This is a genomic window from Agrobacterium sp. NPDC058088, assembly GCF_042885035.1.
Lineage (GTDB): Bacteria > Pseudomonadota > Alphaproteobacteria > Rhizobiales > Rhizobiaceae > Agrobacterium.
In genome coordinates, this window is the sequence record NZ_JBHVSU010000015.1 from 40,319 (window position 1) to 52,325 (window position 12,007).

Annotated in this window: 8 protein-coding genes, 1 pseudogene and 1 other annotated feature; of the genes and pseudogenes, 2 read left to right on the forward strand and 7 right to left on the reverse strand. The window is 57.2% G+C overall.

Going from position 1 to position 12,007, the window contains the following annotated elements:
* Window positions 1-336 precede the first annotated feature (336 nt).
* The 4 genes from ACFVTJ_RS24055 to ACFVTJ_RS24070 form a co-directional block, all read right to left on the reverse strand.
* A complete protein-coding gene (locus ACFVTJ_RS24055; RefSeq protein WP_386911056.1) occupies window positions 337-2,001 on the reverse strand; it encodes a type IV secretory system conjugative DNA transfer family protein in 1,665 nt (554 codons plus the stop codon).
* Window positions 1,998-2,306: a mobilization protein gene (locus ACFVTJ_RS24060; protein ID WP_386911055.1), complete on the reverse strand. Its 309-nt coding sequence runs from the start codon at window positions 2,304-2,306 to the stop codon at window positions 1,998-2,000. Before ACFVTJ_RS24060 ends, ACFVTJ_RS24055 begins: the two co-directional genes overlap by 4 nt.
* A 185-nt stretch (window positions 2,307-2,491) precedes the next feature.
* Complete coding sequence (locus ACFVTJ_RS24065) at window positions 2,492-3,406, reverse strand: nucleotidyltransferase and HEPN domain-containing protein (protein WP_065660187.1); 915 nt, start codon at window positions 3,404-3,406, stop codon at window positions 2,492-2,494.
* Between the two features lie 636 nt (window positions 3,407-4,042).
* Window positions 4,043-5,149: an IS110 family transposase gene (locus tag ACFVTJ_RS24070; RefSeq protein ID WP_386911054.1), complete on the reverse strand. Its 1,107-nt coding sequence runs from the start codon at window positions 5,147-5,149 to the stop codon at window positions 4,043-4,045.
* Window positions 5,150-5,450: 301 nt separating this feature from the next.
* On the opposite strand from ACFVTJ_RS24070, the gene traA reads away from it, so the two are divergent.
* A complete protein-coding gene (gene traA, locus ACFVTJ_RS24075; protein WP_386911053.1) occupies window positions 5,451-9,173 on the forward strand; it encodes a Ti-type conjugative transfer relaxase TraA in 3,723 nt (1,240 codons plus the stop codon).
* A gap of 236 nt (window positions 9,174-9,409) precedes the next feature.
* Here traA and ACFVTJ_RS24080 read toward each other — a convergent pair whose 3' ends face one another.
* Both ACFVTJ_RS24080 and ACFVTJ_RS24085 read right to left on the reverse strand, forming a co-directional pair.
* Entirely contained in the window at window positions 9,410-10,120 is a 711-nt protein-coding gene (locus tag ACFVTJ_RS24080) for an LrgB family protein (protein ID WP_386911052.1), read from the reverse strand.
* Complete coding sequence (locus ACFVTJ_RS24085; RefSeq protein WP_386911051.1) at window positions 10,092-10,505, reverse strand: CidA/LrgA family protein; 414 nt, start codon at window positions 10,503-10,505, stop codon at window positions 10,092-10,094. Before ACFVTJ_RS24085 ends, ACFVTJ_RS24080 begins: the two co-directional genes overlap by 29 nt.
* Window positions 10,506-10,599: 94 nt before the next feature.
* Here ACFVTJ_RS24085 and ACFVTJ_RS24090 point away from each other — a divergent pair, with 94 nt between their 5' ends.
* Window positions 10,600-11,484, forward strand: coding sequence for a LysR family transcriptional regulator (locus ACFVTJ_RS24090; RefSeq protein ID WP_386911050.1), 885 nt, complete (start codon window positions 10,600-10,602; stop codon window positions 11,482-11,484).
* A 232-nt stretch (window positions 11,485-11,716) separates the two neighbouring features.
* On the opposite strand, the pseudogene ACFVTJ_RS24095 reads toward ACFVTJ_RS24090, so the two are convergent.
* Window positions 11,717-11,839 (reverse strand): annotated as a pseudogene (locus ACFVTJ_RS24095) (DDE-type integrase/transposase/recombinase); the annotation flags it as partial.
* A gap of 111 nt (window positions 11,840-11,950) precedes the next feature.
* Window positions 11,951-12,006, forward strand: a sequence feature (sul1 is cis-regulatory element that is thought to sense ions involved in sulfur or methionine metabolism; They are found in Alphaproteobacteria).
* Window position 12,007: the final 1 nt, after the last annotated feature.

Sequence of the window (12,007 nt, forward strand, 5' to 3'; positions counted from 1 at the left end):
CTCTATAGCTCCGGCCTGTTTCGCCCATCCCGATCCGGGCCGCGCCAACGATACAGCGGACGCTTTCATGGTCGTTGTCGTTGAAAACACGCAGCAAGACTCCACTTTTATTCCTTCACAGCAAGACGCACCCCCGTCCTGCCGCTCACTTCGGCGCTTTGGGGAGCGCGTTCCCGTCGGGACAGGCTTGTTCACCGCTCCCATATTCCGTTGCCGTGGACGCCTGTTCTCGGGGCTTATCTGGCCATCTCCACTTCCCGCTACGGTCAAGATTGCTTGACGGCCGCGCGTACGATAGTGTGACGGGTTGCCGATCTGCCTTTTGTCCCGTTCCCGTCAGACCAGGTCGAACATCTCCCTGAACTCCGGGTCGGCAAAATAGGCAAGCTTGTCGGCAAAAACTGGCCGCTGTCCGGCAAGGAACAGCAGTTGTCCGTTCGCCGGCAGATTGCGTACCTCATCAGGGGTAAGCAGCGGCCGGCCGGTATGCTGTTGGCTATAGGAAATCCCGGTCTTATCGGAATCAAGCGCTCTCGCCATTGTCTGGAACACGACTGTCTCCTGTCCGAGCAAGTCAGAGATGAGGCGGGCGCTATCATGATCATTGACGCCAAAAACCTGTAGCACGCCGGCGTTTGACAAAAAAGTTCCGGCGCGGTGACCGTACGTGGCACGCAGTTGATGGATGTCCTGAAGGATGGGCCAAAGCTGGACACCATACCCCGCCATCAGACCCATCGCGCGTTCGACTGGTGCTAAGTGCCCAAGCGATGCGAACTCATCGAGCAGATAAAGAACCGGTGTCGCTGGCTTTGTCGGATCGCGAGCCATTTCGAGCAGGCTTTGGGAAACAAGCAGGCGCAGCCAGCGCGAATAGGTCGAGAGACGATCAGGCGGAAGCACGAGGAACACCGTCATGTTGCTGCGCTTGAGATCGGCAAACCGGAAATCCGAGCGGCTGAGGACGGTCGTCATGCGCGGTGAATCGAGGAAATGCGTATGGCGCTGGGCTGCCGACAAAACGCCTGCAGCTTCGCGATCGGATTTTCCGAGGTGGCGGTTTGCGGCGCGGGCGACAAGACCTCTTGCCGCATCACTGTCCTGCATCCGTTTCAGCAGCGCTACAAACTGTTCCGGAGCAAGGGTGAGATACTCGCGAAGTGTTGCAAGGTGCCGGAATCGCAAAGGCTCCGTCGAAACGATCTCGAGCAGCAATCCGGCAATCAGCGCTTTTGCCTCCTCGTTCCAATGCGCCTCCCCCGCCATTCCCGGTTCGTCGAACACGAGAGCGTCGGCAAGGGTACTCGCATCTTCCGCGACATCGAGGTTTTGGGGATCAAGCATGGCCAGCGGATTGAAGGCTGCCGAGGGTCTGCCGGTGATCCCGAAAGGATCGAGCACATGGACGGGCCCGAATTTTTGACGAGCACGGCCGGTGATCCTCGCATTCTCGCCTTTTGGATCGACACAGATCACGGAACGGTCGGCAGTCAGCAGGTTCGGGATGATCGTGCCCACACCCTTGCCGGTACGCGTCGGTGCCATCGTCAGGAGATGGGCAGGGCCATCATAGCGCAGGGGCTTGCCCGTTTTCGTATCACGACCAATCAGAAGGCCTGAACCGGATGAGGTGAGAGCGGCTATCTCCTTGTTTGTCGCAAAGCGGGCGGAGCCATGGGTCTCATCGTCATTCTCCCCGAAATGCAAAATCAGTGGGGTGGTGATGAACCAGAAGGTGATAACGGCAAGCGCCAGCAGGGTTAAGAGACCCGGGATGATGTGGACAAGCGAGCCCCGCTCGAAACCCGTTTGCTCGAGGAAATGACCGCCACCCATGCCGATCACAAAGGTGACGTTGAACAGGATGAACATAAATCCAAGAAGCCGTTTCCAGATCCGGAAGGGCATGGTGATCAAAGCCAGAAATGCCCAAAGCGGATCACGCGCGGCGGCTCGCATCATGTTTTTGAATGCGTCCCGAGAAAGTCGCAACCGGTTCATGAATACCCTTTCGCGCTTTCGCCACCCTCTCCCTTGTTTGTCAGTCCTGGTCCGATCAGATCGACAAACAGCGCCTTGTCATTATCGCGTTTCAGAAACCCTGGCAGTTCGCGGCGCAGCCATTCACCGAGTTGTTTGCTGAACTCCTGATCATTCGAAGTCTCCAGGTGATGCAGGACGAGCGAGCCGATCAGGACCTTGCGACGCATATCGTTGTTACGCTCGGTTTTCGAAAGTCGGGCCTTCAATGCAGACCGCTGCGCCTCCAGTTCAGCCAGGCGCTGTTCGATTGTTTTCCTTGCCACGATTGTTCCTTTCGATTGCGGTCGCACCGGAACTGCCGCTGTTGACTGCGGCTTTGCTCCCGGAAGACAGACCAGTTTCTATGAGGAGATCGACATAGCGATTGAAAGTTGAGGTTGGACCCTATGGTTCATGACGCTGTGGTGGCTGCTATCTGAGCTAAGGATTGTTGTGTCACCGGTGAAGCTCAGTCGCTGGCTTTCGCGGCCTGTTCGAGCTTTTCGATGTGCTCGCGGCAGACCGTGTTGACGAGCTCGTAGAGGATGGACGTTCTGGCAGTCAGCCAGGTCAGAGCCTCCTCGGTAATTTCATAATGATCGGAGTAGCGGGCCTTCACATAGGCTTCGTTCAGCGTGTTGAACCACGACTGAAACCGATGGTGATCCCGCGGCCAGGCCTCGGCGAGGCGGATATCCTGCCCTTCAGCCAGCCCTCGCAAAAATTTCAGATTATGGCTGGCAGGGCTGTAGTTGGTGAGGGTCAAAAGCAGAGTGGAATAGGCCTGCTCTATGGATTGATGCAGCATGAAAGCTGCGCTCTTTGCGTTGTGCTTCTGCAGAGCAAAGAGCGTGTGGTCTATAAAACTGTCAACGACACCGAGGCGGCTGGCATAATGTCTTTTTGCCAGCTCATATGCCTGCTCGCCCGTGAGACTCTTTGGCTCGGCGAGTTCCCTATCGTCGAGTTCGTAGAGAGCAATGCCATCACGTCGAATATCGCTGAAGAAGTATTGCCCTTCCTGCAGGAAATTGCTGATCTCGCGAGCGCCGTGCACGATCAGGCTAACCGGCGTCTCGATCTCCTTGTCCCACATCAGCCGGTCTGTTGTCTTGTCCCAGTATTTGGGATCGGCAAGTTCCTTGTTGCTGACGATGACGAGGATATCGAAATCCGATCGGTAACCTTTCGACGTATGCGGTTCATCCACCCAGGTGCCACGTGCGTAGGAACCGAACAGAATGATTTTGAAAATCCGTCCATCCTTCTTGGCGTCAGACTTCGAGCGCTCCACCAGATCAGCAAACTCTTCCTGAATAATTCCGACGACGCGCGCGAGCTCGCGTTGCTTTCGTTCTGGCAAATGTTCAAGGCTGGTCTTCATGTCTGCTCCGCTTATCGACGGTGTCCTGTATGGGCCATTCCAGAGGCCTTTGAAACTTCGATTTTTGGTAGCCACCAAGCGAATGCCTGTCTTTCTGGACGATGCACATTTGATCTTGGGGCAAACGGCTCTGATTTGCGCATATGGTATTGGAATACCTTCATTCCTCAATAGCGAACATTCAATGGTACTTTATCCTAGGTTGCATATCGCTTCCCGGTTGTTTCCCAATCGCAGGCGCTCCGGGCGCCATACCGTGGCCGACAGAGTGGAGCGTAGAGGTGACGAAGGACCGTTAACGACGCACCCTGTCCAACCGCTGCAGCCAGATGCCCGCCTGCACTGCCGCTCACCTCATGGAGGCGGCCATCACCATTCAGACAGGAGTGCGGGCCGCCCCCTTTGGTTGAAGCGGCCCGCTAGATGGAAGACCGAAGGCAAGAGCATCGTAAGCGCTGCAGCAATTATCACGGCTTGACCTGTTACGATTGCCACCCCTTCAAACGCAGAGCAAATCCCTACAACAGGCCCGTACTCGAGGTACATCTCATGATTCGGACAATTCGCTCTCTAGTACGCTACCCGTTAGCTTACCGCCGACCACCACCTATTCAAACGCCCAAGATTATCACTGCGTCACGCTGAGGCTTCTCGGCCGTATGTCGGATCGTAAACTCCCCCAATTGTCAAAAGAGCCCAAATGATGCGCGCTATACGATTTGCCACAGCGATAACGGCAACTTTGTACGGTCGTCTCGCGCGCAATCGACCGGCCCAACGACCGATTGGAGTTTTGTTATCTCGCATCATGATTGCTGTGCCCCCGAGATAAAGCATCGTTCGGAGTTCGCTATTCCCCATTTTCGTAATGTGCCCTAAAACCGAACGGCCTCCGCTTGAATGCGTGCGAGGAGTAAGACCCAGCCATGAAGAGAAATGGCGAGCAGAGGGAAACCGATGGATATCCGGAACTATCGCAATGACGCACATCGCAGTTTTCGGGCCAACACCAGGTATCGTCAGAAGCCTACACGCGTTCTCATCGTGTTTGACACGTCGCTCAATCTCCTTGTCTAGTTTCTTGACCAAATCATTCAATCGACGTATCTGGTCGCAAATGTCGGTGAGAGCTTGTTTCATAACGGTAGGCAGGACGGTATCTGCTGCACTTTCCATCAATTTGAGTAATCTAGAATAATTTTGAATGCCCTTTGCCGTTACCAGGCCGGCCTCCGCTAGGTGCCCCCGCAGCGCGTTTACGAGTTGCGTGCGCTGTGAAACAAAAAGGCTGCGAGTTCGAAAACTCGTAATCGCCGCTTGTTGGTTTAGGGTTTTGACCGGTACGAAGCGCATTGTTTTTTGCGTAAGCGCAACATTGATCGCCTCTGCATCATTGGCATCAGTTTTGCCCCGTTTCACGAACGGCTTCACGTAACTGGTATGGATCAAGCGGACGTCATGACCGAACTCTACTAGCTGCCGTGCCCAATAATAACTTGTAGCGCAGGACTCTATTCCGATCAGGCATGGCTTGAGCTTGCTGAAAAACTCCAGAACGTTCTCTCGTTTGATCTGCTTATTGAAAAGGGTTTCTCCGCTCGCATCTGCTCCATGCGCCTGGAAAACCTGCTTGGCTATATCAAGCCCTACCGTCGCCACGTCCTGCATCGGCCGCTCTCTTGAGACCTTCGGGATCGATGCCACGATATCATTGCTCGATTTCAAATTGATGACGCGAAGCACACGGCGCCGCCTTCGCTTTTCGTTCAGGCCTCGGAGAGCCCATAGATCCAAGCCTTGATGTCCGCGGACATCGACCTGACCGAATGCCCCATTTTTCAGCGCGGGAATTTTCCTCTTCAAACCGATGCGTTTGGCACCTATCCGAAAACGCGAGATTGTCTTTATTCGACCACTACTTTTAGTAGTCGAAATGCCTCTTCGATGTTGCTAACCTCGCCACCGGTAAACAGACAAGGGCGCACTTACGACTTGCACCGCAGTTGAGCGCTGAATTTCCCCGTTTGAGGACCGGAGATTTCGGTTGGCGATTTATCATCTCAGCACCAAGCCTGTCTCGCGCTCATCCGGCCGAAGTGCCGTCGCATCTGCCGCCTACCGTTGCGCGGTTCTTCTCACCAATCAGCGCGATGGCCTTGTTCATGACTTCACCCGCAAAGAGGGCGTCGAGCATAAAGAGATCGTGCTGCCGGACGGTCTTTCTGCCGAGTGGGCCTTTGATCGTTCGGCTTTGTGGAACGCTGCCGAGTTTGCAGAAAAGCGAAAAGATGCCCGCGTCGCCCGCGAATTCGAAATCGCGCTTCCGCATGAGCTGTCGCCAGAAGGGCGACTGAAGGCGGCACGCGCCTTTGCCCGGGATTTGGCAAACCGCTATGGCGCAGCCGTGGATTTTGCGATCCATTCACCCAGCGAGCATGGTGATATCAGGAACTACCATGCTCATGTGCTGATGACGACGCGACAGCTTGGCAGAACCCGTCTTGGGGAGAAAACTTATCTTGAGCACAAGAACGCACGGCTGTTGGCACATGGCATGGCGACAACCGACATGCAGCTGCGCGATATCCGGCAGTCATGGGAAGGCATCGCCAACCGTCAGCTTCAGCGCGAAGGCCTGGACGTTCGCATCGACCATCGCTCGCATGTGGAGCGCGGTCTTGAGTTGTCGCCGACCGAACATATGGGCGTGCATGCCTCGCAGATGCAACAGCAGGGAATGGCCGTCGAGCGCGGCCGGCTGGATGACGAGGCGGCACGGCAAAATGCCGAGCTGATCCGCCAAAAACCGGAACAGGTTCTGACGCTGATCAGCAACGAGAAGAGCGTGTTCGATCGGCACGATATTGCCAAAACCCTGCATCGCTATATCAACGATGACGCGCAAATGTTCCGGAACGCCTTTGCAGCTGTGATGGCCTCGACAGCGCTGGTGGAACTTCAGGCTGAGCGCATCGATCCTGAGACAGGCGACGTTTCCAATGCGCGCTATTCGACGCGTGAGATGATCGATCTGGAACTCGCAATGGCGCAGTCGGCGAACCGGTTGCATCAGGCGCATTCCCATGGCGTCGATCCTCGCCATGTCGAACGTGCGATAGAAAAACAGGATCACGCTCTTCGCAAAAGCGCTGGCGGAATGGTGGCCGCGAGCGATCCGTCATCAGGATTGTCGGATGAACAGCGCCAGGCAATCGCGCATATTACCGGGCGAGAACGCATCGCGGCTGTGGTCGGATTTGCAGGTGCTGGAAAGTCCACCATGCTCGCAGCCGCGCGTGCGGCGTGGGAGGCTGAAGGTTATCAGGTCCATGGTGCAGCACTTAGCGGTAAGGCCGCCGAGGGTCTTGAGGAAAGCTCCGGTATCGAGAGCCGCACGCTCTCGTCATGGAGTTACAGCTGGGATCATGGTCGGGGCGTTATCGGCAGCAGCGACGTGTTCGTCATCGACGAGGCCGGCATGGTCGGAAGCCGGCAGCTTGCCCGGTTCATCGGCGAGGCGGAAGAGCGCGGCGCAAAGATCGTGCTTGTTGGCGACCACGAGCAGCTGCAGGCAATTGGAGCCGGTGCACCCTTCAGGGCGATTGCCGAACAGATTGGCCATGTCGAGCTTTCCGACATTCGCCGCCAGCGCCATGATTGGCAGCGGCAAGCATCAGTTGCCTTTGCGACCCACAAGACGGCCGAGGGCCTGGCCGCCTATCGCGATCACGGCAACATCCACTTTGCGGAAAGCCGCGACGAAGCGATGGCGCAGATCGTGCGAGATTATGTTGCCGGCAGTTCTGAGCGTCCGGATGGCACCCGGGTTGCCATGGCGCATCGCCGGGCCGATGTGCGCGCCCTCAATGCCGCCATCCGCTCCGAGCTTCAGAACCGGCAAAATCTCGATCGCAGCCATCAGTTCGGGAGCAGCCCCGAGCTGAGCGACGGTGCGGGCCGTGGGGATGGTGAGGAACTCACATTCCAGACCAGTAACGGCAAACGCGCTTTCGCACCCGGTGACCGGATCATCTTCCTCGAAAACAACCGCGACCTCGGCGTCAAAAACGGCATGCTTGGCACCGTCGAGCATGTCGAGAAGGGTCGGATCGTTGCTCGGCTCGATGGTCGAGACGGCGACAGTGTCAGCATTCCAACAGACAGCTATCAGGCGATCGACCATGGCTATGCGACCACGATCCATAAAAACCAGGGAGCGACGGTCGATCGCGCTTTTGTGCTGGCGTCCGGCACCATGGACCGGCATCTGGCCTATGTCGCCATGACAAGGCATCGCGACAGCGTGCAGCTCTATGCCGACATCACGGAGTTCACGAATGCGGGCCGGCTGGTTGATCACGGCGTTGCGCCCTACGAGCATAATCCGCAGTCACGCGACAGCTATTTTGTGACGCTGGAGAATGACAAGGGAGAGCGGCATACCGTGTGGGGCGTTGATCTCAAACGGGCCATGCGAGACGCATCACCCGCGATCGGTGACAGGATCGGACTGCAGCATGAAGGCGCCACGCCTGTCACGCTTCCGGACGGCACAAAGGCAGAGCGCAATGCATGGCGTGTCGTCAAGGGTGAGGAACTCGCCTACCAGAAGCTGGCTAGCCGCCTGTCGCGTTCCGGCGCCAAGGAAACCACGCTGGATTACATCAGCGATTTTGCCGAGCGGCGCGGGATCGCAAGCGGCAGATGGATCGGGCAAGAGCTCGGGCTCAGGAGCGAGATCGAGCTTGCGTCCGGCCAAAATGCGCGCCAAGAGGTCATGTCCCGTGCGGCCCACCTGCAACGGGAGCAGCAGGACCGGCCATCAGAGCGTCAGCAGGTTGACGAGGAACGTGCCGGCGATCTGGCCGGCCCTGTTCGCAGCGAAGATCAGCATAGAACTGAGGACAACAAAGGCTATCGCCGCATCCGGTGGTCCGACCTCATGTCGAAAGACGGCGCCGTCCCTGCCCCCATAGAAGCTTCCGACCAGCAAAATTCTCTGGAACCCGGTAAGCCAGCTCCGCTTGTGCCGGCGATTACCCGTTACGACCGCAGCATCGAAGAGGTGGCGCAGCAAAGGGCGACGTCCGTTATCGATCAGAGGCTCGATACGGTGGAATCTCTCGTGCGGCGTGCGTTCCGTGATCCAGAGGAAGTCGCTGCAAGACTGCGCACCGCGATGACCGAGAAGGAAGGCAATGGCAAGATCATGGCAAAGGCCATGGCCGAGCAGCCAGAGCGCTTCGGAGACCTGCGCGGCAAGTCAGGTCTGTTCGGCAACAACAAGGAGCGCAAAGAGGCGCTGCAATATGCGAGGTCTCTCTCCGCCCATATCGGTTATGTCTCCGAGGCATGGGAACGCCGGCTTGCCGAGGAACGTCAAAGCGAGCAGTGGCAGCGGGAACAGCGTGACGTGATCGAGGTACCAGGCCTCACCCCGCGCAGCGCCGAAATCCTTGCCCAGGTGGAGAAGATGCAGGTCGACAAGCGAGGCAAGTTCATCAAAGAGCTGCGATCGTCGCCTGAGGGGCAAGCCGCGCTTGATGAGGCCAGGCAGGTGGCCGATGCACTTACGCGGCGGTTCGGTAGTTCTGATCCTCGCAGGTTCGTCGAAGAACTCGAGGCACGTCCGGAGCTCGCAAAACAGGCCGAGCAGATCCAGATGACCGCCCGTATCGTGAACCGAACGCGCATGGCCGAGCTTAGCCATGACCACGCACTCAGACGGCAGCTTAACCGGTCACAAGGGCTTGGGTTGAGCCGATAGTAGGCGCCGACGACAATCTTGGCGCCCTTTTAAGCGGGGAACGGCTGAAAGTGCGCCGCGCTTCCAAATTGCATAAGCGTCCCGGTGCACCTATCCCCCTTTCAGGGCTCAAGATGGCTTCCCTCAGCAGTTTATCACGAATAAATCCAAGCTAGCCGAGCGGCCCGGCGAAACGGTGTGCACTTCACGAGGCTATCGAATGGGGTTCGGCGTGCTGATACGAATTGCAGGCCCGATTAAATTAGGTGTACGACGAGCGGCGCCGCAATCACATTCAAAAGCCCGACCAGCACCATGACGAGGCCCGCCACGGCCCCTTCAGTTTCGCCAATCTGCTGCGCGCGAGCCGTGCCTGCACCATGAGCGCCAAGGCCAAAGAGAGCTCCGCGCGCTAGCACCGAGGCAATCGGGATGCGCGCCAGGATCATATCACCGATGACAGCTCCGACGATGCCGGTCACGACGACAAACACCGCCGTCAGATCTGGAACGCCCCCAATATCGCCCGAGACCTCCATGGCAAAGGGTGTGCTGATAGAGCGCGGCACGAGACTAAGAACGATCATGTGGTCCAGCCCGACCAGCGTTGCAAGCGCCCAGCTCGAAACGGTCGCGGTCAGACTGCCGACAAGCATACCGATCAGCAGCACCGGCCAGTGCCGGCGTATCAGGGCACGCTGCTCGTATATCGGGATAGCGAACGCGACGGTCGCGGGACCGAGCAGTAGCACAAGCCACTTCGTCCCCCGAATGTATTCCTGATAGGTCGCATGGAAAGACAGGACAGCAGCAGCGACGAGGACCGGCGCCACGGCCAAAGGCATCAACCACCAGCGGGGCCATCTCCGGTAAACATTCTTCGCGGCCCAATAAAATCCGATCGTTACGAGCGACCAGGCCAGTCCGTGAATGGCCGTTTCAATGAAGATCTGGTGTGGTGCGGACATGGCCAACCCTCCAACGATAACTAAGATCGACGGCAAAGGCCGTCATTATCATTACGGCCACAGTGCTGAGCAGGATAACGAACGCTATCTTGAGGCCAACGAGGCCGAAGAACTCGCGGTGGTCCAGCACCGCCAGCACAGCTGGCACGAAGAACAGCAGCATATCGCCGAGAAACCAGTTTGCCCCGCGCCGCATACTGACAACACTCAGTTGTCGTGACATGAGCAACAGAAGCAACAACGCAAGTCCGGGTAGGACACCAGGGAGCGGGAGGGCAAAAAAACGTACCAACTCCTCACCCGTCAGCCAAGATGCGACGACGATGCTAACCTGCAGCAATCTGCTGTGATGAATAAATCTTATTGTCTGCCGTTGCCTGCTCATGGACGCACCTCTCTGATGCAGGCGACCATATATCGCAACGCAGTATGATGAAAATGAATTGATTGACTACACAATATTCTGATATGGACTGGATATGGAATTCAGGACGTTACGAGCATTCGTTGAGGTAGTGCGCCAGGGCGGCTTTTCCCAAGCCGCAAGGACCGTGTTCGCGACTCAGTCCACCATCAGCAAGGCGGTAAAGCAATTGGAGGACGAGTTCGGCCTCCCGTTGCTCGATCGGATCGGCCATCGTAGCTTGCTGACCGCAGCCGGAAGAGTCGTCTACCGTCATGGCGTAAAGCTGCTCGCCGGCCGTGACGATCTGCTCGCCGAGCTCGATGAAATCCGTGAACTTAAGCAGGGAGCGCTGCGGCTAGGTCTTCCGCCTGTCGGTAGCAGCATACTGTTTGCGCCGCTTTTTGCTGTCTATAGGCAACGTTATCCCGGCATCGAAGTCCGACTGGTCGAGCATGGCAGCGCTCAACTCCAGGAGAGCTTAAGCGCCGGCGAGATCGACCTTGCTGGCGTTTTGCTGCCGACTTCGCCGGACTTTGACTGGCACACGGTGACACGCGAGCCCTTGGTGGCACTGCTTCCAGCGGATCACCGGTTCGCAGACAGCCGTTCTATCTCGCTTAGCGATCTCAAGGACACCCCATTCATTCTTTTCGAGGATGGATTTGCCCTGCACCGCGTGATCCTCGACGCCAGTCGGCGTGCCGGGTTCGAGGCCAACATAATCGCGCAGAGTAGCCAGATAGACTTCATGATCGGGCTTGTCGGCGCCGGTTTAGGGGTTGCTTTTCTACCCCGCATGATCGCAATCCAACGGCGTAACTCCTCTGTTCGTCAAGTCTTGCTTGATGACGCGGGAACTGAATGGATTATGGCCATAGCATGGCGTCGTGACGCTTATTTGTCAGGCGCAGCGAAAGCCTGGCTGAATCTCGTCCGCGAGGTCCACGGTGAGAATTGATCAGACTAGAGAGCAACTTGATAGATACTGTCGCGAGTTGCCACTGATCCTTCACCGGACGCGGTGACCCAACCGCGAAACAATCCATGTTCGTTATAGGGAGCGGCTACGGTGCCATGGGCATCAATAGCGACCAGCCCAGCCCCTATATCGAAGCGTGTAAAATCCTTGTGAACAGATCATCTGCCGCCGTCTAAAGCTCCTGCCAAAGGTAACGGACACGAGATGTGCTTCTCATCAGATGCAAGGCCGCCGCCATGTTTCGTTGGCTTTGCAGCAGAGCGTCGAGGACATAACCGTTCGCATTGACGGCTCGCCGTAGCCAGTATTTCTTTCCCTTGATCGTCACCATCATCGTAAACGGTGTCGCATCCGCACCTTGACCGCCGCGTCCAATGTTTCGTGTTTGGTTCAGACCAACAAATAATTGCAAAACTGGCCTGCGTGAGCTACTTAGCGTCATCCACAAGGACCCGGTGAAACTCCGGGTGGCTCTTCTGGCCGCCGATCCGCCAGACAACAC

What these genes read in the sequence shown, in the direction of transcription:
- ACFVTJ_RS24055 (WP_386911056.1), bottom strand. Translation starts at nt 2,001, where the DNA reads ATGAACCGGTTGCGACTTTCTCGGGACGCATTCAAAAACATGATGCGA.
- ACFVTJ_RS24065 (WP_065660187.1), bottom strand. Translation starts at nt 3,406, where the DNA reads ATGAAGACCAGCCTTGAACATTTGCCAGAACGAAAGCAACGCGAGCTC.
- ACFVTJ_RS24080 (WP_386911052.1), bottom strand. Translation starts at nt 10,120, where the DNA reads ATGTCCGCACCACACCAGATCTTCATTGAAACGGCCATTCACGGACTG.
- ACFVTJ_RS24085 (WP_386911051.1), bottom strand. Translation starts at nt 10,505, where the DNA reads ATGAGCAGGCAACGGCAGACAATAAGATTTATTCATCACAGCAGATTG.
- ACFVTJ_RS24090 (WP_386911050.1), top strand. Translation starts at nt 10,600, where the DNA reads ATGGAATTCAGGACGTTACGAGCATTCGTTGAGGTAGTGCGCCAGGGC.